21 protein-coding genes, 1 tRNA gene and 1 pseudogene are annotated in these 25,766 nt (G+C 68.1%); 13 read left to right on the forward strand and 10 right to left on the reverse strand.

The window, feature by feature from the left end; translation table 11 throughout:
* Positions 1 to 56: 56 nt before the first annotated feature.
* Complete coding sequence (locus tag E3U26_RS21570; protein WP_114535976.1) at positions 57 to 1,655, reverse strand: ABC transporter substrate-binding protein; 1,599 nt, start codon at positions 1,653 to 1,655, stop codon at positions 57 to 59.
* A gap of 212 nt (positions 1,656 to 1,867) precedes the next feature.
* Here E3U26_RS21570 and E3U26_RS21575 point away from each other — a divergent pair, with 212 nt between their 5' ends.
* The 4 genes from E3U26_RS21575 (at position 1,868) to E3U26_RS21590 (ending at position 5,780) form a co-directional block, all read left to right on the forward strand.
* Positions 1,868 to 3,091 carry a glutathionylspermidine synthase family protein gene (locus E3U26_RS21575; RefSeq protein WP_499106580.1) on the forward strand — a complete coding sequence of 408 codons (1,224 nt, stop codon included), beginning with the start codon at positions 1,868 to 1,870 and terminating at the stop codon, positions 3,089 to 3,091.
* Positions 3,092 to 3,093: 2 nt separating this feature from the next.
* Complete coding sequence (locus E3U26_RS21580; RefSeq protein ID WP_116220932.1) at positions 3,094 to 3,714, forward strand: DUF1190 domain-containing protein; 621 nt, start codon at positions 3,094 to 3,096, stop codon at positions 3,712 to 3,714.
* Between the two features lie 193 nt (positions 3,715 to 3,907).
* Positions 3,908 to 4,546, forward strand: coding sequence for a bifunctional 4-hydroxy-2-oxoglutarate aldolase/2-dehydro-3-deoxy-phosphogluconate aldolase (gene eda / locus E3U26_RS21585; RefSeq protein WP_114535978.1), 639 nt, complete (start codon positions 3,908 to 3,910; stop codon positions 4,544 to 4,546).
* Between the two features lie 13 nt (positions 4,547 to 4,559).
* Positions 4,560 to 5,780, forward strand: a complete 1,221-nt coding sequence (locus E3U26_RS21590; protein WP_499107522.1) for an MFS transporter — start codon at positions 4,560 to 4,562, stop codon at positions 5,778 to 5,780.
* Between the two features lie 46 nt (positions 5,781 to 5,826).
* Here E3U26_RS21590 and E3U26_RS21595 read toward each other — a convergent pair whose 3' ends face one another.
* The 4 genes from E3U26_RS21595 to E3U26_RS21610 form a co-directional block, all read right to left on the reverse strand.
* On the reverse strand, positions 5,827 to 7,035 hold the full coding sequence (locus E3U26_RS21595; RefSeq protein ID WP_449044327.1) for a beta-ketoacyl-[acyl-carrier-protein] synthase family protein: 1,209 nt from the start codon (positions 7,033 to 7,035) through the stop codon (positions 5,827 to 5,829).
* 137 nt (positions 7,036 to 7,172) lie between these two features.
* The gene (locus E3U26_RS21600; protein ID WP_036760635.1) at positions 7,173 to 7,433 is read right to left on the reverse strand and encodes an acyl carrier protein; all 261 of its coding nucleotides are present in this window, start codon (positions 7,431 to 7,433) and stop codon (positions 7,173 to 7,175) included.
* A gap of 47 nt (positions 7,434 to 7,480) precedes the next feature.
* Positions 7,481 to 8,575 carry a UDP-3-O-(3-hydroxymyristoyl)glucosamine N-acyltransferase gene (locus E3U26_RS21605; protein ID WP_214273801.1) on the reverse strand — a complete coding sequence of 365 codons (1,095 nt, stop codon included), beginning with the start codon at positions 8,573 to 8,575 and terminating at the stop codon, positions 7,481 to 7,483.
* 26 nt (positions 8,576 to 8,601) lie between these two features.
* A complete protein-coding gene (locus E3U26_RS21610; RefSeq protein WP_499107524.1) occupies positions 8,602 to 10,206 on the reverse strand; it encodes a L,D-transpeptidase family protein in 1,605 nt (534 codons plus the stop codon).
* Positions 10,207 to 10,539: 333 nt separating this feature from the next.
* On the opposite strand from E3U26_RS21610, the gene mepK reads away from it, so the two are divergent.
* Positions 10,540 to 11,100, forward strand: a complete 561-nt coding sequence (gene mepK, locus E3U26_RS21615) for a peptidoglycan L,D-endopeptidase MepK (RefSeq protein WP_036760631.1) — start codon at positions 10,540 to 10,542, stop codon at positions 11,098 to 11,100.
* A 68-nt stretch (positions 11,101 to 11,168) separates the two neighbouring features.
* Here the strand turns inward: mepK and E3U26_RS21620 are convergent, their stop codons facing one another.
* Both E3U26_RS21620 and E3U26_RS21625 read right to left on the reverse strand, forming a co-directional pair.
* Positions 11,169 to 11,921 (reverse strand): SseB family protein, encoded by a 753-nt coding sequence (locus tag E3U26_RS21620; protein ID WP_499106582.1) that lies wholly within the window; start codon positions 11,919 to 11,921, stop codon positions 11,169 to 11,171.
* On the reverse strand, positions 11,905 to 12,513 hold the full coding sequence (locus tag E3U26_RS21625; protein ID WP_036760628.1) for a uracil-DNA glycosylase family protein: 609 nt from the start codon (positions 12,511 to 12,513) through the stop codon (positions 11,905 to 11,907). Before E3U26_RS21625 ends, E3U26_RS21620 begins: the two co-directional genes overlap by 17 nt.
* 203 nt (positions 12,514 to 12,716) lie before the next feature.
* Here E3U26_RS21625 and E3U26_RS21630 point away from each other — a divergent pair, with 203 nt between their 5' ends.
* The 3 genes from E3U26_RS21630 to kdsA all read left to right on the forward strand — a co-directional run bounded on the left by E3U26_RS21630 (position 12,717) and on the right by kdsA (position 15,933).
* Complete coding sequence (locus tag E3U26_RS21630) at positions 12,717 to 13,370, forward strand: ABC transporter ATP-binding protein (RefSeq protein ID WP_072462460.1); 654 nt, start codon at positions 12,717 to 12,719, stop codon at positions 13,368 to 13,370.
* A 650-nt stretch (positions 13,371 to 14,020) separates the two neighbouring features.
* Positions 14,021 to 15,103 (forward strand): KpsE/RkpR family capsule polysaccharide export protein, encoded by a 1,083-nt coding sequence (locus E3U26_RS21635; RefSeq protein WP_499106584.1) that lies wholly within the window; start codon positions 14,021 to 14,023, stop codon positions 15,101 to 15,103.
* Positions 15,100 to 15,933: a 3-deoxy-8-phosphooctulonate synthase gene (kdsA, locus tag E3U26_RS21640; protein WP_499106585.1), complete on the forward strand. Its 834-nt coding sequence runs from the start codon at positions 15,100 to 15,102 to the stop codon at positions 15,931 to 15,933. The genes E3U26_RS21635 and kdsA overlap by 4 nt, the downstream gene beginning before the upstream one ends.
* On the opposite strand, the gene E3U26_RS21645 is transcribed toward kdsA, so the two are convergent.
* The gene (locus E3U26_RS21645) at positions 15,934 to 17,142 is read right to left on the reverse strand and encodes a BaiN/RdsA family NAD(P)/FAD-dependent oxidoreductase (RefSeq protein WP_499107525.1); all 1,209 of its coding nucleotides are present in this window, start codon (positions 17,140 to 17,142) and stop codon (positions 15,934 to 15,936) included.
* A 96-nt stretch (positions 17,143 to 17,238) separates the two neighbouring features.
* Between E3U26_RS21645 and E3U26_RS21650 the strand changes: the two genes are divergently transcribed.
* From E3U26_RS21650 to E3U26_RS21660, 3 genes and pseudogenes are all read left to right on the forward strand, one after another.
* Positions 17,239 to 17,313: transfer RNA gene (locus E3U26_RS21650), tRNA-Gln, on the forward strand.
* Between the two features lie 205 nt (positions 17,314 to 17,518).
* Positions 17,519 to 18,781: pseudogene (locus E3U26_RS21655) on the forward strand (IS3 family transposase).
* A 402-nt stretch (positions 18,782 to 19,183) separates the two neighbouring features.
* A complete protein-coding gene (locus E3U26_RS21660) occupies positions 19,184 to 20,116 on the forward strand; it encodes an IS5 family transposase (RefSeq protein ID WP_179921185.1) in 933 nt (310 codons plus the stop codon).
* 207 nt (positions 20,117 to 20,323) lie between these two features.
* Here the strand turns inward: E3U26_RS21660 and E3U26_RS21665 are convergent, their stop codons facing one another.
* Both E3U26_RS21665 and rsmI read right to left on the reverse strand, forming a co-directional pair.
* Positions 20,324 to 20,737, reverse strand: a complete 414-nt coding sequence (locus tag E3U26_RS21665; RefSeq protein ID WP_499106587.1) for a PDDEXK family nuclease — start codon at positions 20,735 to 20,737, stop codon at positions 20,324 to 20,326.
* A complete protein-coding gene (gene rsmI / locus E3U26_RS21670) occupies positions 20,734 to 21,642 on the reverse strand; it encodes a 16S rRNA (cytidine(1402)-2'-O)-methyltransferase (RefSeq protein WP_499106588.1) in 909 nt (302 codons plus the stop codon). The genes E3U26_RS21665 and rsmI overlap by 4 nt, the downstream gene beginning before the upstream one ends.
* A gap of 102 nt (positions 21,643 to 21,744) precedes the next feature.
* Between rsmI and E3U26_RS21675 the strand changes: the two genes are divergently transcribed.
* Together E3U26_RS21675 and E3U26_RS21680 are read left to right on the forward strand one after the other, a co-directional pair.
* The gene (locus E3U26_RS21675; RefSeq protein WP_499106589.1) at positions 21,745 to 22,947 is read left to right on the forward strand and encodes a penicillin-binding protein activator; all 1,203 of its coding nucleotides are present in this window, start codon (positions 21,745 to 21,747) and stop codon (positions 22,945 to 22,947) included.
* A 2-nt stretch (positions 22,948 to 22,949) separates the two neighbouring features.
* Complete coding sequence (locus E3U26_RS21680) at positions 22,950 to 25,760, forward strand: [protein-PII] uridylyltransferase (RefSeq protein WP_036759657.1); 2,811 nt, start codon at positions 22,950 to 22,952, stop codon at positions 25,758 to 25,760.
* Positions 25,761 to 25,766: the final 6 nt, after the last annotated feature.

Raw genomic sequence — 25,766 nt, forward strand, 5'->3', positions numbered from 1 at the left:
GCGGGGGGCGGCCCGTCCCGCCCCGGCTGGTCCAGCATGTCGGGCTGGACCACGCCCTATTCCTTTGTCACCTGGCGATAGAGGACCGAGCTGACCGAGCCGCCCGAGGTCCAGTTCTGGACGTTCTGCTGCATCGCCACCTGCTCGATCTTCTGGAACATCGGGATGATCGGCGCGATCTCGCGATATTGGCTCTGGATGTCCAGATACATCTGCACCCGCTTGTCGGTGTCGCCCTCCAGCGTGGCGGCCTCGACGGCGCGGTTCATCTCGTCGGGCACCGCCCAGCTGTTGCGCCATGCCAGCTGCGACAGGCCGGCATCGTCGGCATTGTTCGGGTTATGGGCGAAGGTCGAGGCATTGGTATGCGGATCGGCGTAATCCGGCCCCCATTCGCCGATGAAGATCGGCACCTGGCGCGCGCGATAGGCGTCCAGCACCTGCGCCCCGGTCATCTGCTGGATCTCCAGCGTCAGCCCGACCTGCGCCATGGCGGCCTGCAGGGTCTGGGCGGCGTCGACATATTCGCGGATGTCGCGCACGATGGTCCTGACCGTGCCCGAGGTGATGCCGGCATCGGTCAGGATCTGGCGGGCCTTCTCGATGTCATGGGTCCAGGGGTTCTCGTCCGAGGCGCCCAGGTAGCCCTCGGGCAGGAAGTTCTGATGCACCTTCCACTGGCCCTTGAGGAAGCTCGATTCCATGCCCGCATAGTCGATCAGGTATTTCATCGCCTCGACCATCTCGGGGCGGGACAGCAGGGGATCCTTCTGGCTCAGCCCCATGTAGAGGATGCGGCCGCGCAGCTCGTCCATCACCTTCAGCCTGTCGTTGCCGGCGATGCCCTCGACATCGGTCGGCGTCAGGTTGCGGGCCACGTCCACGTCGCCCTGCTCCAGCAGCAGCCGCTGCGCGCTGCTTTCCTGGACATGGCGCACGATCACCCGCGCCAATGCCGGGGCGCCCTGCCAGTAGTCGGGATTGGCGGTCAGCTGCACCGCCTCGTTCGGCCGCCATGTGGCCAGGGTGAAGGGCCCCGAGCCCGCATCGTTGGTGGACAGCCAGGCATTGCCGAAATCCTCGCCCTCGGCATGGGCCATCACGGTTTCCTTGTCCACGACCGAGCCGACCTCCGAGGCCAGGCAGTTCAGCACGTAGCTTTGCGCATAGGGCTGGTCGAGTTGCAGCACCAGCCTGTTGCCGTCGAAGGTCACGCGCTCGTCCACGTTCTCGGCGGTGAAGCCGAACTGGTTCAGGATGAAGGCGGGCGACTTGTTCAGCTTGACGGCGCGTTGCAGCGACCATGCGGCATCCTCGGCCCGGACCGGGTTGCCGGAATGGAACTTCACCCCCTCGCGCATTGTCAGCGTGATGGTCTTGCCGTCCTCGCTGACCTCCCAGCTTTCGGCCAGGCTGGGCTTGATGCCCGCCGCCAGGTCCAGCGGGTCGATATCGACCAGCCGGTCGTAAAGGTTCCTGACCACGTCCTGGCCCGAGAACTCGAAGCTCTGGCCGGGGTCCAGGCTGATGATGTCGTCGATCTGATGGGCGATCACCAGCGTATCGGCGGGGGTCTCGGCCCAGGCGGCACCGGCCGGCGCCAAGGCCACGGCCGAGGCCAGCATGAGCGCGCGAAGCGGGAAACGGTTCTGCATGACGGATCATCCCTGTTGTCGCGCCCCGTCGCTCGCGGGGCTGGAATGGTAGCAGCTTGGCGCGAAGCCGGCCCTGCCGCAAGCCCCGCGTGAAACCCGGCCTGCCGGGGGGGCGAAGGGCGGCTGATGCACCGACCCGCCCGGCCAGAAAATCGCGGCGCAGGCTTGCGCCGGGGCGCCGCCCCGTCCTATCTCGGGCGGAAGGAGAGACCATGGAAAAACGCACCCTTCCCGAGCGACCCGGCTGGCGCGACGAGGCCGAGAAGCTGGGCTTCAGCTTCGCCGACATGGGCGGCGAGCCCTATTGGGACGAAACCAGCGCCTATCGCTTCACCCTGCGCCAAGTCGAAGAGGACATCGAGGCCCCCGCGACGGAACTGCACGCGCTCTGCCGCGAGGCGGTGGATCGCGCCGTCCGCGACGAATCCTGGCTGACCCGGCTCGACATCCCGCGCGAGCATTGGGATCTGGTCGCCGCCAGCTGGGCGCGGGGCGAGCCCGAGCTTTACGGCCGCATGGACCTGGCCTATGACGGCCATGGCCCGGCGAAGCTGCTGGAATACAACGCCGACACCCCGACATCGCTCTACGAATCCGCCAGCTTCCAATGGCTCTGGTTCGAACAGCAGCGGGCGGCGGGGGTGCTGGATGCCGATGCCGACCAGTTCAACAGCATCCACGAGGCGATCGTGGCGCGCTGGACGCAGATCTGCACCGACGGCGAAGAGGTGCATTTCACCGCCGATCCCGACAACCCCGAGGATTACGCCACCGTCGAGACCCTGGCCTGGGCCGCGCGCGAGGCGGGCCTGGGCGCGCATTTCACCGCGCTTTCCCAGATCGGCCTGACCGAGGAGGGGCAATTCGCCGACGACCAGTCCCGCGTCATCGGCACGCTCTTCAAGCTCTACCCCTGGGAGGACATGCTGCGCGACGACTTCGCCCGGCACCTGCAAGGCTCGGGCACCCGCTTCATCGAGCCGCCCTGGAAGGCGGTGCTGTCGAACAAGGGCATCCTGCCGCTTCTGTGGCAGATGTTCCCCGGCCACCCGAACCTGCTGCCCGCCTTCTTCCTGGCCGACGTCGAGGAGGCGATGGCGGGCGGCAGCCCCGCCCCCGAGCTGGCCCCGGCCTTCGAGGCCGCGCGCGAAACCCTGGCCCAGGGCCATGTGACCAAGCCGATCTTCTCGCGCGAGGGCGCGGGCGTGGTGATCCGCGAGGCGGGCTGCGAGGTGGCGCGCACCGGCGACGACAGCTATTCGCATCACCCGATGATCGTGCAGGGCCTGGCCCGGCTGCCGGATTTCGGCGGCTTCCACCCGGTGCTGGGCGCCTGGATCGTGGGCGAGACCTGCTGCGGGCTCGGCCTGCGCGAGGACCGCTCGCCCATCACCCACAACCTGTCGCGCTTCAAGCCGCATTTCATCGAGGGCTGACCATGACCGACCGCCTCCCCCGCAAACGCTCGCGCCATGTCGCGCTGGTGCTGGCCGGAACCGCGACCCTGGCGCTGGCCGCCTGCGAGGACGACCGCATGGACGCGCAAAGCTTTCCCGACCTGGAAAGCTGCATCGCCGCCAGCAAGCAGGAAACCCTGTGGTTCACCGAGGAGGACTGCCGCCAGAACTTCGCCGCCGCCCAGCAGGAATTCCTGGAAACCGCGCCGCGCTACGAATCCAAGGAGCTGTGCGAACAGGAACATGGCGTGGGCAATTGCGGCGGCGACCCGGCCCAGGAACAGCAGGCGCAGGGCTCGGGCGGCGGGTTTTCCTTCATGCCGCTGCTGGTGGGCTACATGATGGGCTCGATGCTGTCGCGCGGCGGCGGCATCTTCTCGCAGCCGATGGTGAACACGGCCGACGGGCGCTATTCCACGCCCAAGGGCGACCAGAGCTTCGCCAGCAACCGCGGCGCGGGCAAGGTGCCGGCGGCAGCCTTCCAGCGTGCGCCCTCGACCATCGGCAAGCCGCCGATGAGCGCGGCCCAGGTCAGCCAGCGCGGCGGCTTCGGCGCCTCGGCCACCGCCCGCTCGGGCGGGCGCAGCAGTTTCGGCGGCTGAAGCCTTTCTCCGTTGCCGAAATACCCTCGGGGGTGAATTGCGGCCTTGGGCCGCAAGAGGGGGCGGACAGCCCCCTGTCCTGCCCCGGCCCGCCCCACCCCGCCCGCGGCAAGTTAACGCTAACACGAACCCTTGCGCAGCGGCGCGGAAAAGCGCAACCTGCCGCGAGATTTCCGCAAGAACGAGGCCCGCCATGACCCCCGAACAGCAATCCCGGAACACCCGCGCGCTTTGCGAACTCGCCCCGGTGATCCCTGTCCTGGTCGTCGGCGATGCGACCCGCGCCGAGGGGCTGGCGACGGCGCTGGTCGCCGGCGGCCTGCCGGTGCTCGAGGTGACGCTGCGCACCCCCGCCGCGCTCGATGTGATCCGCGCGATGGCCAAGGTGCCCGGCGGCCATGTCGGCGCCGGCACCGTGCTGACCCCGGACGATGCGAAACGGGCCAGGGATGCCGGCGCGAGCTTCGCCGTCTCGCCCGGCCTGACCGAGCGGCTGGCGCGGGCCTGCGAGGAGATCGGCCTGCCGCTCCTGCCCGGCGCCGTCACCGCCTCCGAGGTGATGCGGGCGATGGAACTGGGCTATTCCATGCTGAAGTTCTTCCCGGCCGAGGCGGCGGGCGGGGCGAAATCGCTGAAATCCCTGGCCGGTCCGCTGCCGCAGGTCAGCTTCTGCCCGACCGGCGGCGTGACCTTGCAGAACGCCCCCGACTACCTGGCCCTGCCGAACGTGGTCTGCGTCGGCGGCAGCTGGATCGCGCCCGACGCCGATGTCGCCGCCAGCGACTGGGCGGCGATCGAGACCCGCGCCCGCGACGCGCGCACGCTGCGCTAGACCCGCCATGGCGATGACCCTGGCCGAGGCTGACCCGATGCGCCGCGCCTGGCGCAATGTCCTCGTGCTGTTGCTGGCGCAGGCGCTGCTCGGGGCGCAGATGTCGATGATCTTCATCGTCGGCGGGCTGGCCGGCCAGATGCTGAGCCCGAACCCCTGCATCGCCACCCTGCCGCTGTCGATGATGATCCTGGGCTCGGCGCTATCGGCCCGGCCGCTTTCGGGCTTCATGCGCCGGCACGGGCGGCGGGCGGGGTTCCTTCTGTCCTGCGGCTCGGCGGCGCTTGGCGCGGCCATCGCCGCCTATGCCCTGGCCAGCGGCAATTTCTGGCTGTTCACCGCCAGCGCGCTCTTTACCGGGGTCTACATGGCGGCGCAGGGATTCTTCCGCTTCGCCGCCACCGATTGCGCCCCGCCCGAGTTTCAGTCGCGCGCCATCTCCTGGGTGCTGGCGGGCGGGCTGGCCGCCGCCTTCACCGGCCCGCTGCTGGTGCGCTGGACGGCGGAAGTGACCGCCATCCCCTTCCTGGCCACCTATGCCGCGATCATCGGGCTGAACCTGCTGGGCCCGGTGCTTTTCGCCTTTCTCGACATTCCGCGCCCGCCCGCCCCTGCCCAGGGCCATTCCCAGGGCCGGCCGCTGGGCGAGCTTCTGCGCGTGCCGCAGATCGCCGTGGCGATGATCTGCGGCATGGTCTCCTATGCGCTGATGAACCTGGTGATGACCTCGGCGCCGCTGGCGGTGGTGGGCTGCGGCTTTGCCACCGCGGATGCGGCCAACATCGTCTCGGGCCATGTGCTGGCGATGTTCGCGCCCTCGTTCTTCACCGGCCACCTGATCGCCCGCTTCGGCGCCACCCGCATCGTCATGGTCGGCCTGGCGATCCTGGCGGGCGCCGGGGCGGTGGCGCTGTCGGGGGTGGACCTGGCGCATTTCTACATCGCCATGATCCTGCTCGGGCTCGGCTGGAACTTCGGCTATATCGGCGCCACCGCCATGCTGACCCGCGCCTATCGCCCCGAGGAGCGCGAGCGGGTGCAGGGCCTGAACGACGCCATCGTCTTCGGCGGGGTGTTCCTGGCCTCGCTGTCCTCGGGCGGGCTGATGAACTGCATGGGCGGCTCGGCCCAGGCGGGGTGGAGCGCGGTCAACCTGGCCATGCTGCCCTTCCTGGTGCTGGCGGGCGGTGCGCTCTTGTGGCTGATGCTGCGCCCGCGCGAAGTGGCACGCTAGGGCGGCCTGACCCGCCCGCCCCACCTGCGGCGGGCGGCACCCGACCCTAGGCCTTGCGCAGCGCGATCACCGCGTTCAGCCCGCCGAAGGCGAAGGCGTTGGACAGCACCGCCTCGACCCTGGCCTCGCGCGCCTCGTTCGGCACCACGTCCAGCGCGCATTCCGGGTCCGGCTCCTCATAGCCGATGGTGGGCGCGATGACGCCGTCGCGCAGCGCCATGATGCAGGCCAGCAGTTCGACCGCGCCGGTGCCGCCGATCAGGTGGCCGTGCATGGACTTGGTGGACGAGATCATCAGCCGGTCGGCGTGATGGCCGAAGGCATGGGCCACAGCGGCGCATTCCGTCTTGTCGTTCGCCGCCGTGCCGGTGCCATGGGCGTTGATATAGCCGATCTCCTCGGGGCGCATATGAGCGTCCAGCATGGCGCCGGTGATGGTCCGCTCGGCGCCGATGGCCGAGGGCATGACGATGTCCTGCGCATCGGCCGACATGGAAAAGCCCACCACTTCGGCCAGGATGTCAGCGCCGCGGGCAATCGCGTGTTCCCAATCCTCGAAGACGAAGACGCCGGCCCCCTCGCCCTGCACCATGCCGTTGCGGGTGGCCGAGAACGGGCGGCAGGCGTCCTTGGACATGACGCGCAGCCCTTCCCAGGCCTTGACGCCGCCGAAGCACAGCATCGCCTCGGACCCGCCGGTCAGCATGACGGTCGCGGCGCCCGAGCGCACCATGTTGAAGGCCAGGCCCATGGCGTGGTTGGAACTGGCGCAGGCGGTGGCCACGGTGAAGCTGGGGCCCAGCAGCCCGTATTCCATGCTCAGATGCGAACAGGCCGCGTTGTTCATCAGCCGGGGCACGACGAAGGGATGGACGCGGTTCTTCCCCTCTTCATAGACGGTGCGGTAATTCTCGTCCCAGGTGTTCATGCCGCCGGCGGCGGTGCCCAGCACCACGCCCGAGCGCAGGCCCAGCTCGCCCTCGAAGACCAGCCCGGATTGCGCCACCGCCTCGCGCGCGGCCAGCAGGGTGAACTGGGTGAACTTGTCATAGAGGACGATCTGCTGGCGGTTGAAATAGGTCTCGGCCTCCCAGTCGCGGACCTGGCCGCCGATGCGGATCGCCAGCCGCTCGACGTCGCGGAACTCCAGCGGGCCGATGCCGCAGCGCCCCTCGCGCATGGCCTCCAGCGTCGAGGGCACGTCGCGGCCAAGCGCGTTGACCGTGCCCATGCCGGTGATGGCGACGCGGCGCATGCCGTTGGCATGCCGCCCCATGATGACGCGGCCCAGCATGGTGCGGGCGATCTTGGTCGCGTTCTTGACCTTGCCCTTGACCTTGCCGGGCTTGCGTTCGGATTTGGGCGTTTTCTCGCCCTTGGTCCTCTTGGCGTTCATGCCTTTTCAGCGACCAGCTTTTCCACGGCGGCGACGATGGCGCCGAGGGTCGAGATGTCGAAGTCGGATTTCTCGGGCTCGTTGGCATTGAAGGGCACCGAGATGTCGAAGGCTTCCTCGATGGCAAAGATGGATTCGACCAGGCCCAGGCTGTCGATGCCGATGTCTTGCGGCGACATCTCGAGCTTCAGTTCGGACGGGTCCAGCATCGCCTGTTCTGCGACGATCTGGATGATGCGATCGCGGATTTCTGTCATCTCGGCCTCCGTTCTGTCCCGGTCAGGGGCGATTACATGCGGGAATGCTATTCCACGCCGCCCTTGTCGAGCAGTTTCTTAACAGTTTCGCGAAGCTCGGCCACTTGCGCGTAAAGCCGTGGCAGGCGGCGGATGTTCTTCTGCGCCTCGACATGGGCCTCCATCTTGACCGCCGGGCTGCCCAGCAGCACCCGGCCGGCGGGGGCGTTGGTGAAGATCTTGGTCGCGCCGCCGGCGATCACGTCGTCGCCGACGAAGATATTGTCCGAGACGCCGACCTGCCCGCCCAGCACCACGCGGTTGCCGATCCGGGCCGAGCCGGCGATGCCGACCAGGCCGCAAAGCAGGCAATCCTCGCCCACCAGGCAATTATGGCCGACCTGCACCAGGTTGTCGATCTTGGTGCCGCGGCCGATGCGGGTGGCGCGGATGGTGCCGCGGTCCACGGTGGAATTGGCGCCGATCTCGACATCGTCGCCGATCTCGACCCCGCCCAGCGAATGGATGCGGGTCCAGTGCTGCTGGCGGATCTCGGCCCGCTCGCCCAGGGACTGCCGGATCTCCTCGACCCCCGATTTCTCGGGGGTGACGAAGGAAAACCCGTCCGCGCCCAGCGAGACGCCGGGGTTCAGGATCACCCGGTCGCCGATGGTCACGCCATGGGCGATGCGCACGCCGGGATGGATCAGCGCGTCGCGGCCGATCACCGTATCCGCACCGATCGAGACATGCGAGGCGATGCGCGCCCCCGCCCCGATCCGCACCCGCGGCCCGATGACCACGAAGGGGCCGATGGCGGCATCCTCGGGCAATTCGGCCGTCGGGTCGATCACCGCGCTGGGATGGATGCCGGGGGCGATGCCGGGGCCGGGATCGAAGGCGCGGGTCAGCCCGGCCATGGCCAGCCGCGGCCGGCCGACCAGGATGGCGGCGCGCAGCCCCAGCGCCTCGGGGTCGGCCCCCTCGGCCAGCAGCGCCATGCCGCCCGGCGCCAGCTTCTCGGCATAGGCGGGCGAGGTGGCGAGCGCGATCTGGTCCTCGCGCGCCTGGCCGGCCTCGGCCGCACCGTTGACGAGCAGGCTGCCGTCGCCCCAGAGGCGGGCATCGAGTGCGCGGGCCAGTTCAGCGATGGTCAATGTCATGCGACTCCCCTTTGCTTGGGATTCATCTATTCATCCGGGCCGGCGGAATCCAGCCCGGCCTTGGCCAGGGCGGCATGGACCAGCGCGTCGCGGCCATAGATGTCGGGAAAGCGGCGGATCTGGCCGGTCTCGTCGGGGAAGGCGGTGAAATAGACCAGATGCACCGGCACCGGCGGGCGCAGGTTCAGATAGGTCTCGCGCCCGGATTTCAGCGCCTTGGCGAACACCGCCTCGGGGCTTTCGACCTGGCCCTTCAGCAGCTCATGCGCCAGGTCGACGGGGCGGCCGACGCGGATGCAGCCATGCGAATAGGCGCGGCTCGACTGGTTGAACAGGTGCTTGGTCGGGGTATCGTGCAGATAGATGTTCCAGGGGTTCGGGAACATGAACTTGACCTGCCCCAGCGCATTGTCGTCGCTGGGTTTCTGCCGCATGCGATAGGGAAAGGTCTTGGCGCTGTATTTGCGAAAGTCGATGCGGTCGCGCGGGATGACGTTGCCGGCCCCGTCCACCACGTCCAGATGGGAAACCGCGTGGCGGTTGGCCTGCAGCCGCGGCAGGTATTCCTTGACGGTGATCGAGCGCGGCACGTTCCAGCGCGGGTTGACCACCATGTATTTCATCGTCTCGCTGAACTCGGGCGTCTCGAATTCCTGGTTGGCCTTGCCGATGACGACGCGGGTCTCGAAGACCTCGCGGCCGTTCTCGTAGATGCGGGCGTTGAACTCGGGCAGGTTCACCCAGACGTGGCGGGCGTTCAGGTCGTGGCCGGCCATCCAGCGCATCCGCTCCAGCGCGACCAGGATCGCCTCGGCCTCGGGGCCGGTGCCGCGGTTGAGCCGCGCGACCGTGCGCGGCCCGGCCACCCCGTCGGCCGGCAGCGCCGCCGCCTGCTGATAGGCGGCGACCGCCTGCGCCAGCGCGCCGTCATAGGTCAGCGGGCTGCCCATGGGCGCCGCGGCAAAGCCGACCGAGGCCAGGCGCACGCGCAAGGCCGCGACGGCGGCGTCGCTGGTCCCCTCGCGCCACAGCCCCTCGGGCACCGGCGGCGCATCGGCGGGCGCCACCAGCCGCGACTGCCGGGCAAGCGCCTGGCGCAGCGCCTCGTAGCGCGGATCCTGCGGCGGCAGGGCGGCCAGCATCGCCGCCGGATCGTCGGCGGCGGCAAAGGCGCGCAGCAGGTCGCCGGTGCGCGGGCGTTGCACCTCGCGCTTGATCCCCGGCTCGACCTTGCGCGGATCGAGGATCCCGCCCGACACGTCCCGGCTCCAGTCGGCAAAGGCGCGGGCAAAGCGGATCTCGTCCTCGACCGTATCGGCGCCGGCGCCGTCAAGCCTGCGCAGCGCGGCCTGGCGATAGCGCGCGGGCGGCAAGCCGTGCGAGGCCGCCTGCCCCAGCGCCTCAATCAGCGCGGCCCGGCGCAGGGCGCCCCCGGCACCGGCGAAGATCGGCTTCAGCCCGTTCGTGCCATAGAAATCCGCAAGGCCCGGATGGTCGGCGACCTGCTCGGCCAGCCGCATTTCCCTTTCGGAAAAGCTCAGCCGCGGCGCCGGAAGCGCGGCCACGGGCGCGGCATCCAGCGCCTGGGCTGCGGCAGCCCCCGGCATGGCCAGAACGGCCGCAACAACCATCACGCGAATCAGCCCGAAAGAGCGCACCTGACATTCCCTTCAACACCTGCGGCAAATCTTCGCATCCGGGCGGATTCCGGTCCAGCGAGGCGGGTTTTTTGTTGCATCACTGATGCAGCGTGAACACGGCCGCGCAGAAACATTGGATTTGGTTCCGAATCGCGCGGATTTCGGCGGATTCTCGCCGAGAATGGCAGAACTTCGCCGCCCCTGGAACGAAAAGCTTCCCACCGCTCGCGCGCTGGTGACATAGTCTTAACCGGTTCCGGCTAAACCGGACCGCGCCGTTTCAACGGACGGCAAGAACAACGAAAGCAGGACAGGCGATCTGACATGACGTTCGAAACTCTCTCGCGTCGGGGCATCCTTGGCGTCTTCGCGGCGACCACGGTGGCAGCAGCGCCGGTTATGGCCAATGCCTTCGGTCTGCTGCGGGGTGCCGGCGACATCCGCCGCATTCGCATGTATTCGGGGCGCACGGGCGAAAGCATCGACACGGTTTACTGGGTCGAAGGCAAGTATATCCGGGATGCCTTGAATGAAATCAACATCTTCATGCGCGACTGGCGGACGGGCCAGGCCATCGGAATCGATCCGCGCACGGTTGACATCGCCGCAGCCTCGCACAGGCTGCTGCAAACCAACGAACCCTACATGATGCTGTCGGGCTATCGCTCGCCCAAGACCAATGCGATGCTGCGCTCGCAATCCTCGGGCGTGGCGCGCAACTCGCTGCACATGGTGGGCAAGGCTGCGGACCTGCGCCTCAAGTCGCGCTCGGTCTCGCAGATGTACAAGGCCGCGGCCGCCTGCAATGCGGGCGGGGTCGGCAAATATTCGCGCTCGAACTTCGTCCATATGGACTGCGGCCCGATCCGCCACTGGGGCGCCTGACTCGCGACCGATCAACTTCCGGTGATCACGCAAAGACCCGCCCGCTTGGGCGGGTTTTCGTTTGCCTGCTAGCGCAGCCGCGGCGGGGCCGAGGGATCGCGCCGCACCGGTTCGGGCGCCGGCGCGGGAGGCGGCGGCTCCAGGATCAGCGCGCCGGCGGGCAGGTCCGGCTCGGCAAAGCCGATGTCCACGCCGCCGGGCAGTTCGGGCAGGAAGGCCAGCAACTCCGCCAGGGCCTTGGCCACCGCGGCCTGATGCGCCGGCTCGACGCCCGACAGGATCAGCGCATGGCCCTGCCGCCCGTCGCGCCATTCGGCGGCGACCAGGGCCAGGCGGCCGACCAGCCCGGCCATGTCGCCCAGCCGCTGCGCCAGGGGCTCGGCCAAGAACGCCACCGCCTGGGGCGAGGGCGCGCCCAGGCGCCGCGCGGCCTCGTCCGGCGCCATGCTGGGCCGCGCCTCGAGCGCCCGCACCAGCCAGGCCAGCACCCCGGCATCCAGCATCAGCTGCGAGCCATGGCCGGGATTGACCAGCAGGCCCCGCCCCTCCTCGGCCAGGGCGGCGGCAAGCACCCGCCCCGGCAGGGCAAAATAGGCGACGGGACCGCCGACGAAACCGGCCAGCCGCTCCTCGCGGTCGCAGGCCAGGGCAAAGCGGCCCTCGGGCAGGTCGAACAGCCGCAATTCGGCGCGGTCGTCGGCCGGCTCGGCCAGCAGCGCGACGAAAAGCTCGGTATCGGCCAGGCGCGACAGGATGCGCGACCGGGCGGGCGCATCGGCCTCGTGAAAGGGAACCTGGCAAAGCTCATCCAGCGGGGTCATCGGCTTCTCTCAACAGGGCGGCAACGGCGGCGCGCAATTCCGGCAGCAGCTCGGCCTGGAACCAGGGATTGCGCCGCAGCCAGCCGGTATTGCGCCAGGACGGATGAGGCAAGGGGAAGATGTGCGGCGCATGATCGCGCCAACCGGCGACGGTCGCCGTCACCCCGCCGCGCGCCGCGGCCCCCAGGTGCCAGCGCTGCGCATGGCCGCCGACCAGCAGCGTCAGGTCGGGCCGCAGCTCGGCCATGACGCGCGCGCGCCAGGTCTGCGCACAGATCGGCGGCGGCGGCAGGTCGGCACCCTTGGCGTCATAGCCGGGAAAGCAGAAGGCCATCGGCACGATGGCGATGCGCGCGCGGTCATAGAACTCGGCCTCGGACACGCCCATCCAGTCGCGCAGCCGGTCGCCCGAACGGTCGGCAAAGGGCCGCCCGGCCAGATGCACGCGCATGCCCGGCGCCTGGCCGACGACCAGGATGCGCGCGCCGGGCCGGAACCAGGCCACGGGGCGCGGGCTGTGCCGGGTCGCCGTCGCGGCAAAGCGCGGCGCACAGAGACGGCAGTCGGAAATCTCGCGAAGAAGGCTGGGCATGCCTGGCAGATAGGCACCCCGCCCACGGCAGAAAAGGGCCGGCATTCACGATATATCAAGCATTGATCGCCATGGTGGACAGCGCGACCCGCCCGGCATATGGTCCGGCCTGCCACGGCCGGGGGTGTTTACGGTCGGCGGCGGGAACTGTGTATGTCGTAACCATTACCATTCCGCGCCCGCGCGCGGACCAGGACGGCCAGATGATCGAATTCGACAACGTCTCCAAATCGTTCTGGACCGGCACGCAACGCAAGGTGATCCTCGACCGCGCCTCGTTCCGGATCGAGCTGGGGCGGTCGATGGGCATCCTGGCCCCCAACGGCACCGGCAAGACCACGATCATCAACATGATGTGCGGGCTGGAAAAGCCCGACGAGGGCACGATCCGCACCGAATGCCGGGTGTCCTTTCCGCTGGGCTTCATGGGCGGCATCACCTCGTCGCTCAGCGCCAACGAGAATGCGCGCTTCATCGCCCGCATCTACGGGCTGGACCCGGATTACGTCGAGGCGTTCTGCCGCTGGCTGACCGACATCGACGAATATTTCGACATGCCGGTCGGCACCTACAGCGCCGGGATGCGGTCGCGCTTCACCTTTTCGCTGATGCTGGCGCTGGAGTTCGACGTCTACCTGATCGACGAGGGCATGCCCAGCACCACCGACCCGGAATTCAACCGCAAGGCCGGGACGGTGCTTTACGAACGCCTCAGGTCGGCGACGGTGGTCGTCGTGTCGCACCAGGCGCAAACCATTGAAAAATTCTGCAATTCCGCTGCCGTCCTGCGCGACGGCAAGCTATACCAGTTTGAAACCCTCGAAGAGGCGAAACAATATTATGACTACACCGCCTAAGGCGCGCGCCTATCGCACCCGCCGCGAGGAATCGGTGCTGGCCGTCGGCCAGGAACCCACGGAGACCGCAAAGAAGCCCAAGGTGAAGGTCGAGGTCAGGAAAGGCGCCGAGACCCCGGCCCAGGATGCGGAACAGCTTTTCGCCACGGCCGACGACGGTTTCGGCGACATGCGCTTTCCCGGCGCGGCGCCGCGGCCGGCCGATCCGCCCCAGGACGCGGCAGCCCCGGACCAGCCCCCGATGGCCGAGCGCATCGCCGCGGTGCGGGCGGAAAACCTGACCGATCGCCAGCTGCGCATGGCGCGCCGCATCGCCGCCATGCACGAGATCGAAGCCGCCTCGGATCACGAGGCGGTGGTCCTGCTGCGCGACCGCGGCATCGATCCGTTCCACCGCGCCTCCGTCAGCAGGATCCTGTCGGAAGAGGGCGCGCGGGCGCAGGCGGCGGCCGAGGCAGCCGGCACCACCATGCCGGTGCCGATGCGCGGGGATCGCACGCCCCCCCCGCCGGCGCGGGACCGAGATCGCGCCGCTGCCCCCCGGCACGACCAACCTGCCCTCGCGCGAGGAACTGACCGAGGACCGCCGCGCCGCCGAGATCATCCGCATCCAGCAGGACATCGCCCGCCGCCGCCGCCGCAAGCTCCTGATGCTGTTCGCGCGCCTGGCGGCCTTTGTCGGGCTGCCGACGCTGGTCGCCGGCTGGTATTACTTCTTCGTCGCGACGCCGCTTTACGCCACCGTCTCGCAATTCCAGATCCAGCAGGCCGATCAGTCAAGCTCGAGCGGGCTGGGGGGCCTGTTCGGCGGCACGCAGCTGGCGACCAATACCGATTCGGTGTCGGTGCAAAGCTACCTGACCTCGCGCGATGCGATGCTGCGGCTCGACCGGGATCTGGGCTTCAAGCGCGCCTTCCAGGATCCGGCCATGGACCCGATCCTGCGCCTGGCGCCGGATACGACGAACGAACAGGCCTACAAGCTCTATCGGAACTCGGTCAAGATCGGCTACGATCCGACCGAGGGCGTCATCAACATGGAGGTGATCGCCCCCGATCCCGAGCTCAGCCAGGAATTCTCGCTGGCGCTGATCAAATATGCCGAGGGCCAGGTGGACCAGATGACCGCGCGGCTGCGCGAGGACCAGATGAAGGGCTCGGTCGAGAGCTACCAGGAGGCCGAGGAAAAGGTGCTGCTGGCGCAGCGCCGCGTCCAGGAGCTGCAGCAAAGGCTGGGCGTGCTGGACCCCGCGGCCGAGGGCGGCGTGATCATGAGCCATATCGCCGAACTCGAGCGCCAGCTGGCGGAAAAGAAGCTGGAACTGGGCCAGTTGCTCTCCAACCAGAGCCCCAATGCCAGCCGCGTCGCCGGGGTCAAGGGCGACATCGGCCGGCTGGAGGAGATGCTGGCCGAGACCCGCAGCCAGCTGACCGAGGGCAGCACCGCCCGCGGCTCGCTGGCCACCATCTCGGGCGAGATCCGCATCGCCGAATCCGACCTGCTGACCCGGCAGGAACTGCTGGCCGCCGCCGCCGCGCAGATGGAAACCGCGCGGATCGAGGCCAACAAGCAGGTGCGCTATCTCTCGCTCTCGGTCGCGCCGGTCCCGCCGGACGAGGCGACCTATCCCAAGGCTTTCCAGAACACGATCGTGGCTTTCCTGGTGTTTTCCGGCATCTACCTGATGCTTTCGCTGACCGCCTCGATCCTGCGCGAACAGGTATCCTCATGAATCATGTCCGGATCGGCAACGTCACCTTCGGCAACGACCGCCCCCTTGCGGTGATCGCGGGCCCCTGCCAGCTTGAAACCCTCGATCATGCGCTGATGATCGCCGAGACCGTGGCCGAGGCCTGCGCCAAGGCCGGCGCGGGCTTCGTCTTCAAGGCCAGCTACGACAAGGCCAACCGCACCTCGCTGACGGGCCGGCGCGGCATCGGCATCGACGAGGGGCTGCGCATGCTCGACGAGGTGCGCCGCCGCATCGGCTGCCCGGTGCTGACCGACGTGCATGACATCGAGCAGGCGCGCCTGGCCGGTTCGGTGGTCGACGTGATCCAGATCCCCGCCTTCCTGTCGCGCCAGACCGACCTGCTGCTGGCGGCGGGCGAAACCCCGGCGGCGGTGAACATCAAGAAGGGCCAGTTCCTTGCCCCCTGGGACATGCCCAATGTCGCCGAAAAGGTCGCCTCGACCGGCAACAAGCGCATCCTGCTGACCGAACGCGGCGTCAGCTTCGGCTACAACACGCTGGTCGCCGACATGCGCAGCCTGCCGATCATGGCGCGGACCGGCTGGCCGGTGATCATGGATGCGACCCATTCCGTGCAGCAGCCGGGCGGACAGGGCGGCTCATCCGGCGGGCAGCGCGAATTCGCGCCGGTCATGGCGCGGGCGGCGGTGGCGCTGGGCGTGGCCGGCGTCTTCATCGAGACGCATCAGGATCCCGACAACGCCCCCTCCGACGGGCCGAACATGATCCATCTGGAGCGGATGCCGGCGCTGATCGCCTCGCTGATGCGCTTCGACGCGCTGGCCAAATCCGACCCGGTGATGGGCTGATCAGCCGGCCGCAATGGCCCTGGCCGCGGCATGGGCCGAGGCCCAGGCCCATTGGAAATTATAGCCGCCAAGCCAGCCGGTGACATCCACCACCTCGCCGATGAAATAGAGGCCGGGCACGGATTTCACCTGCATGCTCCGCGAATCGAGCGCCCGCGTATCGACCCCGCCCACCGTGACCTCGGCCGTGCGCCAGCCTTCGGTGCCGACCGGGCGCAGGGCCCAGCGATTCACCCGCGCCCCCAGCCGGTCGAGCGTCGCGTTGCCCTGATCGGCCAGCCGCGCACCGGCCAGCCCCGCCTCGGCGGCGATGGCCTCGGCCAGCCGGGCAGGCAGCCAGCGCGTCAAGGCCGAGGCCACGGCCATGCGCCCGCCCTGCCCGCGGATCTCGCGCAGCGCCGCGGCGACATCCGCATCGGGGGCCAGGTCGACGGCGATCTCCTCTCCCGGCCGCCAGAAGCTCGAGATCTGCAGGATCGCCGGTCCCGACAGGCCGCGATGGGTAAAGAGCAGCCCGTCGCGAAAGCTGGTGCGCCGCCGCCCGGCGCCATGGCTGACCTCGGCCGCGACCGACAGCCCGGCCAGCGGCCGGCAAAGATCCAGGTCCTGCTGGGCGAAGGTCAGCGGCACCAGCCCGGCCCTTGGCTCGGCCAGCGCCAGTCCGAAGCGGGCGGCGATGTCATAGCCGATCCCCGTGGCACCCATCTTGGGGATCGACTTGCCGCCCGTCGCCACGACCACCCGCCGCGCCGCCAGCGGCCCTCCTGGGGTGGCGACCACGAAGCCGTCGCCTGCCCGCTCCACCCCCGCGACGGCGGTCCCGAGCCGCAATTCGGCGCCGCGCATCCGGTGCAGCAGCATGTCGATGACCTGCCGGGCGCTGCCGTCGCAGAACAGCTGCCCCAGCGTCTTTTCATGCCAGGCGATGCCCGCCCGATCCACCAGGGCGACGAAATCCCCCGGCGTGAAGCCCGCCAGGGCCGAGGCGGCAAAACGCGGGTTGCCCGAAACGAAGCGATCGAGCCCGGTCGCCAGGTTGGTGAAGTTGCAGCGCCCGCCGCCCGAGATGCGGATCTTTTCGCCCGGCGCGCGGGCGTGATCCAGCACGACGATCCGCCCCGCCCGCTCGCCTGCCTGCCGCAGGATCGAGCCGGCGCAGAAAAGTCCGGCGGCGCCGGCACCAAGAATGATTGTATCGACCTGTTCCATGCCGGGCGCATAGAACTCCGGCGCGGAAGCCACAAGATTTTTCCGTTTTGCCTCTTGCACCCCCCCGTCGGCTTGGCTAGATACGCCTCCACAAGTTGGGGCGTGGCCAAGTGGTAAGGCAACGGTTTTTGGTACCGTGTACCGTAGGTTCGAATCCTACCGCCCCAGCCAAATCATCACAGTGATTGTTGACAGACCAAGAGAGTTCGCGGACCAGGATTTCTTCTAGCGCGATCATCAGCCTAACGGGTCGCAAGGTCGCTGAAGGCAGTCACCGACCGGTGAGGCTGACCTGCCCCCCGGAAGTTCCCTCGCCGTGATGTAGCGTCTGCCCAATCTGAAGGAGCAGACGAGATGAGGAAGAGCCGTTTTACCGATGAAGAGGGGACCGTGGCCCCAGTGGGGCCGCGTAAGCCCCGATGAACAGATTATCGGGATGATCAAGGAACAGGCGGCTGGTTTGCCCACGTCCGAGCTTTGTCGGAAGCATGGGCTGAGCCCCGCGACATTCTACAAGCTGAAGGCGAAATATGGCGGCATGGACCTGTCCGACGCCAAGCGGCTGAAGCAGCTTGAGGACGAGAATGCGAAGCTCAAGCGCCTGCTGGCCGATGCCATGCTTGACAACGTGGTGCTGAAGGATCTGCTGGGAAAGCCTTGACGACGCTGGTGCAACGGCGGGACGCGGTGCTGCGGGCGCTGAGGGATCATCCGATCTCTCAACGTCGCGCCTGCGTTCTGATCGGTGTCGATCCGAAGACGGTGCGGCGCAAGCGACCGCCCGACAACCCGGAGATCCGTGAGGAGATGCACAAGATCGCCGAGCAGCGCCGCCGCTTCGGCTATCGGCGCGTGGGCATCATGCTGGAGCGCAAGGGCATGGTCATGAACGAGATCGGAGCCCGTAAAGCAAACGATCCGGGGGATCGTTTGTAGGGCGAAGGGCTCTACCGGATTTACCGGGAGGAAGGTCTGTCGGTGCGGCGCAGGCGCGGTCGCAAGCGGGCGCGTGGCAGTCGGACCCCCATGCCAGTGCCGTTGCTGCCGAACCAGCGGTGGTCGCTGGACTTCCTGGCCGACACGTTCGGGGCCTGCCGCAGGTTCCGCATTCTGGCCGTGAACGACGATTGCTGCCGCGAAAACCTCGCCCTGATCGCCGACACCAGCATCTCGGGGGCCAGGGTGGCGCGGGAACTGGATGCGCTGGTCAGGATCTACGGCAAGCCGGCCTGTGTCGTCAGTGATCGACGAGGATCAGAAAACGATCCGGGGGATCGTTTTCCCGAGGAGGGGCACCGAGTTCACCAGCAAGGCGATCCTGAAGTGGGCCAACGAGGCCGGCGTCGAATGGCATTATATCGATCCGGGCAAGCCCCGGCAAAATGGCTACATCGAGTCATTCAAAGGCAGCCTGCGCGACGAATGCCTCAACGAGGAGATCTTCGAAAGCCTGGCCGATGCCCGCCGAAAGCTGGCCCTCTGGCGCTACGACTACAACCACGTCAGGCCGCATTCCTCGCTCGGCAACCAGACCCCGGCAGAAGCGCGCAGGGCGCTTGAGCAAACTGGGGGCTCCGCGCCCGACCCGCTTGCCCAACCCGAAACCAACCAATATCAACCCAAAGGACTCTCGTTATGAACGAGGGACGACCGGGGGGCAGGTCAAGGTCGATGAAGGTTCGTGTCAGAAGATCGTTATAGGCCGTGACCTTCCAACCTCATGCGACGAGTGTCATCGGTGTCCTCGTACTCGATAGCCTTGCTGCTTTTCCCGATATCGTTTTCAGGATGATGCATTCTGCTGGGACTGTGCAGATCGCTTTCTGATTGACGATCAGCTCCTCGAATCGCTTTTGCAGTACCGTGCTGGCCTGGATTCTGCTCGTCCTGTTTCCCTTGGCTCCGGGGGCGGCATAGCTTCCAGTCGATACTCGTACCAATCCAGCAGCATTCAACCGCTTCACCAGCACCACCACATGGCTCTGTTGCACAAATCCCGTCAGGGATTCAGATCGTGAATCCAGGGTGGTAGCTGTGATGTATGAGCAGACCCACACCGCCAACCTACAGGACCAGAAACTGGCCAGCCTACAATGAAGCGCTCAAGCGCCGGGGCTCGCTGACGATCTGGTTCGACCCCGAGATGAGCTGGGATGCCGTGCCGACGGGGAGGCGTGGCCGCCAGCAGACCTACAGCGATACTGCCATTCAGAGCTGCCTGACGATGAAGGTGCTATTCGGCATGGCGCTCCGGCAGACGACCGGGTTCGTCGAGAGCCTGCTGCGTCTGGTTGGCCTCGACTGGACGGTGCCTGACTTCAGCACACTGTCCCGCCGCCAGAAGACCTTGGCTGTGAACATCCCGTATCGCGGCTCCAAAGGGCCGCTGCACCTGCTGATCGACAGCACAGGAATCAAGGTCGAGGGCGAAGGCGAGTGGCACGCTCGCAAGCATGGTGGCCCCAAACGGCGGGTCTGGCGCAAGATCCACCTTGGGATCGACGAGGAAACGCTAGAGATCCGGGCTGTCGAGATCACCGGGAGCAACGTCGGCGATGCGCCGATCCTACCTGACCTTCTCGACCAGATCCCGGAGGACCAGGAAATCGGTAGCGTCACGGCAGATGGCGCCTACGACACGCGCAAGTGCCACGATGCGATTGCAGATCGCGGAGCCCATGCCGTCATCCCACCGCGCAGGAACGCGAAGACCTGGAAGACCATCACCGCTGGAGCCGTCGCGCGCAACGAGGCCCTCCGGGCGTCCAGGTATCTCGGCCGCACCCTGTGGCGACGATGGAGTGGATACCACCGCCGGAGCCGCATCGAGACGAAGATGCATTGTGTCAAACTGCTGGGCCAGCGGCTCATGGCAAGGGACTTCGACCGTCAGGTCGCCGAGTTCCAGATCCGCATCGCCGTCCTGAACGGCTACACCGCGCTCGGCATCCCGGTCACGGAAGCTGTAGGATAAGTCTGTCCGGGGAGGGGGTAACCGCGCCCATCACCTGAGTTATGCAACAGAGCCCCTCTCCACCGCATGTGAGCCCTGTCCCTCGCCGCCGCGCGACGCAGGCACCGCGGTCCTTCATCGTACCATGAGGCCAGCTTGCCGCTGCGATCCGGGTCGGACAGATGCGACGGGAAGCGATCCTTGGGGGTCGGAAAACCTCATCGACCTTCAATTCGAGCCAAAGGCGTTCTCGATGATCTCGACGCGCCCGAACTGATCGACAAGGGCGGCATCGAAACGCATCGCGGTCAGCAACCCGGAAGGCAAGCGGCCGCAATATTCCAGCGCCGCATTGCAGATCCGCGCGATCTGCCGCGCACCGATCCGCTCCGCCGCCCCGGCGTGAAAGCGCGACTTCTTGACCTCGACGAAGGCATATTCGTCATCCTTGCGCAAAATCAGGTCGATTTCGCCGCCCCGCCCGCGCCAGCGTTCCGCCATGACCTCGTAACCGCGCCGGCGATATTCCCGCGTCACCGATTCCTCGGCGAAACGGCCGGCGGAATGGGCAACGGCACCTTGCCGGGCCTTCATGCCCAGGGCCGGAACCGGCGTCCCGCCGGAAATCCTTTCGAACCTCATTCCTGCTCCTTCTTCATCTCGAGCGCCAGCGCGTAGATTTCACGCCGGGGACGTCCGAACCGCGCCGCCACGTCCGCCGCCGCCTCCTTCACCGGCAGCCTGTCCAGCAGGCCCGCCAGGGCCTCGCGCAAGCTGTTCTCGTCGGCGGCGACCGGCTCGGGGTGCCCGAACAGCACCACGATTTCGCCGCGCAACCCCTCGGGCGGGATCCGTTCCAGCAGTTCCGCCGCCGTGCCGCGCATCACCTCTTCGAATTTCTTCGTCAGTTCCCTGCAGATCACCGTAAGCCGATTCGCCTCAGCTTCGCACAAATTTTCCAACAGTTGCTTAACACGCCTGGGGCTTTCGAAGACGATCACCGTCGCATCGACCTTGCGCCAGCTTTCGATCCAGCTGCGCCGCGCCCCGCCGGCGGCCGGGGGAAAGCCCACGAACAGGAACCGGTCGCTGGGCAGGCCCGAGACCGACAGCGCCGCCAGGGCCGCCGACGGGCCGGGCAGCGCCCGGACTGCAAAGCCCGCCTCGGCGGCATCCCGCGCAAGCCGGTAGCCGGGATCGGCGACCAGCGGCGTGCCCGCGTCCGAGGCATAGGCCACCGACCGCCCCTCGGCCAGGGCGGCAAGGATCGCCGGGCGCTGCCGGTCGGCGTTGTGGTCGTGATAGGCGAGGATGCGGCGGCCGCGCACCGGGATGCCGTGAATATCCATAAGATGCCGCAGGTTGCGGGTATCCTCGGCGGCCAGGACATCGGCGGTGTTGAGCACGTCGAGCGCGCGCAGCGTGATGTCCCTGGCCGAGCCGATCGGGGTCGCGACCAGGTAGAGCCCCGGTTCGGGCGACGCGGCCGAGACGGTCAGGGAAAGCGGCCGCGCGCCCGTCCCGGTTGTGCTGGCGCCATCCTCCATCGCGGTCCCTTTCGTTCTGCCGGGGCAAGTTGCCATGTCCCGAATATGCCAATAACCTGCCCCCATCAAACCCCCAGCCTCGATCCAACAGGGAATCACGCCATGACCGTCCTGAAAACGATCCGCGGCGCCTTCGACCTGCGCCGCCCGCTTGCGCGCGTCGGAGCTGTCCTTTCCGCCCTGGCGCTTGCCGCCTGCCAGCCGATCGAGATGGGGGCCTCGGGCCCGCAGACCGGCCAGAGCATCGACCCCTCGCAGCCGGTGCAGGTGGCGCTGCTGGTGCCGGGCGGCACGGGAAGCGCGGACCTGGACTGGCTGGCGCGCTCGCTCGGCAATTCCGCGAAGATGGCGGCGGCCGATGCGCGCGGCGCCACCATCGACCTGCGCATCTATGATGCGGGCTCCGAGCCGGGCACCGCGGTCGCCATGGCCAACCGCGCCGTGGCCGAGGGCGCCAAGATCATCCTGGGCCCGCTTTTCGCCGACAGCGCCAATGCGGTCGGCAATGCCATGGCGCCCCAGGGCGTGAACGTGCTGTCCTTCTCGAACAATACCGACATCGCCGGCGGCAATGTCTTCGTGCTGGGCAATACCTTCGACAACGTCGCCGACCGGCTGGTGAAATACGGCGTCAGGAACGGCAAGCGCCGCATCCTGATGGTGGCCGAGGACGACACCGCCGGCCAGGTCGGCGCCCGCGCCATCGAGCGGGCGATCCGCAGCAACGGCGCCACCCTGGTCGGGACGGCGGTGCATCCGCTGTCCCAGTCCGGCATCGACGCCATCGTGCCGAACGTCACCCAGGCGGCGCTGTCGGGCAATGTCGATGCGGTCTTCCTGACCGCGAACCAGGGCGCGGTGCTGCCCTATCTGACCGACAGGCTGGCCGATGCCGGCGTCACCTCGGCCACGGTGCAGATGATGGGGCTGACGCGCTGGGACCAGCCCTCGGCCCGGTTGCAGCTGCGCGGCGTGCAGGGCGGCTGGTTCGCCATTCCCGACACCACGATGAAGGCGCAGTTCGACCAGCGCTATCGCGCCGCCTATGGCGAGACGCCGCATGAGCTGGGCTCGCTGGCCTATGACGGCGTGGCCGCGATCGCGGCGCTGGTGCGGGCGGGCAACCGCAATGCGCTGACCACCTCGGGGCTGACGCAGAGCGCGGGCTTCGCCGGGGTCTCGGGCGCCTTCCGGCTGAAGCGCGACGGCACCAACGAGCGCGCGCTGTCGGTCGCCACCGTGCGCGGCGGCCAGGTGGTGGTGCTGGATCCCGCACCGCGCAGCTTCGGCGGCTTCGGGTTCTGATCTTGAGCGCCAAGGACACCGACAGCCTGCCGCAAAGCGCCCCGGCCCTGCCTGGGGCGCATTCCCTGTTCAGCCCCGAAAGCTTCCTGCCCGCGCTGACCGAGGCGCTGAGCGGCATCGCCGAGCCGCGCGAAATCCGCGCGCGCACCGTCGCCATCCTCGCCCAGGCCCGCAGCGCCGCCATGGGCGACATCGCGGCGGGCTTCATGTCCCATCCCCGCGCCGCGCGCGAGACGGTGCGCGCCATCGCCAGCCTTACCGACGCCACCGTCGCGGCGATCCACCATGTCGCCACCACGATCCTGCATCCCCTGCTCAACCCGACCGATGCCGAGCGGCTGGCGGTGCTGGCCATCGGCGGCTACGGCCGGGCCGAGATGGCGCCGCAATCCGACGTGGACCTGCTGTTCCTGACGCCGTGGAAGGTCAGCGGCTGGGCCGAGAGCGTCGTGGAATCGATGCTCTACATGCTTTGGGATCTGAAGCTGAAGATCGGCCAGTCCACCCGCTCGATCGACGATTGCCTGCGGCTGGGCGCCGGCGACATCACCATCCGCACCAGCCTGCTGGAGCATCGGCTGATCTGCGGCCATGCCGCCGCCGCCGAAATCCTGCGCGACCGGCTGTGGTCCGAGCTTTTCGACAAGACCGTGCCCGAGTTCATCGAGGCCAAGCTGGCCGAGCGCGCCGAACGCCACCGCCGCCAGGGCGGCCAGCGCTACGTGCTGGAGCCGAACGTCAAGGAGGGCAAGGGCGGGCTGCGCGACCTGCAGACCCTCTACTGGATCGCGAAATACATCCACCGGGTCGACCGCGCCGTCGAACTGGTCGACCTGGGCTTCTTCACCCGCGAGGAGCACCTGACCTTCTGGCAGGCCGAGGACTTCCTCTGGGCCGTGCGCTGCCACCTGCACCTGATCGCCGGGCGGCCGCAGGACCAGCTAACCTTCGACATGCAGGTCGAGGTCGCCCGCCGCATGGGCTATCGCGACCTGGGCGGCCGGCGCGCGGTCGAGATCTTCATGCAGGACTATTTCCTGCACGCCACCCGCGTGGGCGAGCTGACGCGGGTCTTCCTGGTCGCGCTGGAGGCCCGCCACCTCTATCGCGCGCCGATCATGAACATCCTGTTCCAGCGCCGGCGCCGCGTCCGCGCCGGTTTCCGGATGGACCGGGGGCGGCTGACCTATGCCGACGAGCGGCAGTTCCTGTCCGACCCGCTGAACATCCTGCGGCTTTTCGAAGAGGCGCTCAGGACCGGCATCCTGATCCATCCCGACGCCATGCGCGCCGTCGCGGCCAACCTGGACAGCATCGACGACCGCATGCGCTCGGACCCCGAGGCGGTCAGGATCTTCCTCGACCTGCTGCTCAAGCACGGCAACCCCGAACGCTCGCTGCGGCGGATGAACGAACTGGGGGTGCTGGCCGCCTTCATCCCCGAATTCGCGCCGGTGGTGGCGATGATGCAGTTCAACGTCTATCACCACTACACGGTGGACGAGCACCTGATCCAATGCGTCGCCGCCCTGGCCGCCATCGAGCGTGGCGAGGACGCCGAGGATCTGCCCGTGGTCAGCAAGATCATGAAGGGCAAGGTGAACCGGCGGGTGATCTACCTGGCGGTGCTGCTCCATGACATCGGCAAGGGCCGGGCCGAGGATCACTCGATCCTGGGCGCGCGGCTGGCGCGGCGCATCTGCACCCGCTTCGGCCTGCCGGCGGACGAGATCGAGACCATCGAATGGCTGATCCGCAACCACCTGCTGATGTCGGACGTGGCGCAGAAGCGCGACATCGCCGATCCGCGCACGCTGCGCGACTTCGCCAAGGCGGTCAAGACCACCAAGCGGCTGGACATGCTGCTGGTGCTGACCGTCTGCGACATCCGCGGCGTCGGCCCCGGCACCTGGAACAACTGGAAGGCGATGCTGCTGCGCAAGCTGCACCAGGAAACCAAGCTGGCGCTGGAAAACGGCCTCGAGGAGCTGAACCGCGACAAGCGCATCGGCGAGGCCAAGCGGTCGCTGCGCCACCTGCTGACCGCCAAGGGCTGGGAGCCCAGGGCGATCAAGGCCGAGCTGGGCCGGCATTACGACAACTATTGGCCGGGCCTGCCGACCGAGACGCAATATGTCTTTGCCGAGATGCTCAAGGATCTGGGCGAGGACGAGATCCGCACCGACCTGCATCCCGACACCGACCGCGACGCGACGCGGGCGGCCTTCGTGCTGGCCGACCATCCCGGCATCTTCTCGCGCATGGCGGGGGCGCTGGCGCTGGTGGGCGCCAATATCGTCGATGCGCGCACCTATACCACCAAGGACGGTTTCGCGACCGCGGTGTTCTGGTTGCAGGACGCGGACGGCCATCCCTATGCCGCCGACCGGCTGCCGCGGCTGCGCACCATGATCCAGCGCACCCTGGGCGGCGAGATCGTCGCGCGCGAGGCCCTGGCCGGCCGCGACAAGCCCAAGAAGCGCGAGGCCGCCTTCCGCTTCCCGACCCATGTCACCTTCGACAACGAGGCCTCCGACGTCTATACGGTGATCGAGGTCGATACCCGCGACCGGCCCGGCCTGCTCTACGACCTGACCCGGACCCTGGCGGACAACCACATCCAGATCGCCAGCGCCGTGATCGCCACCTTCGGCGCGCAGGTGGTCGACACCTTCTATGTCAAGGACATGTTCGGGCTGAAGCTGCACCAGCCGGGCCGCCGCGAGGCGCTGGAAAAGAAGCTGCGCCAGGCGATCAAGGACGGGGCCGAGCGCGCCGAACGCGCCGAGCGCCCGCTGGGCGGATCGTTCTGAGGGACA

Source organism: Paracoccus ferrooxidans (assembly GCF_029909815.1).
Lineage (GTDB): Bacteria > Pseudomonadota > Alphaproteobacteria > Rhodobacterales > Rhodobacteraceae > Paracoccus > Paracoccus versutus.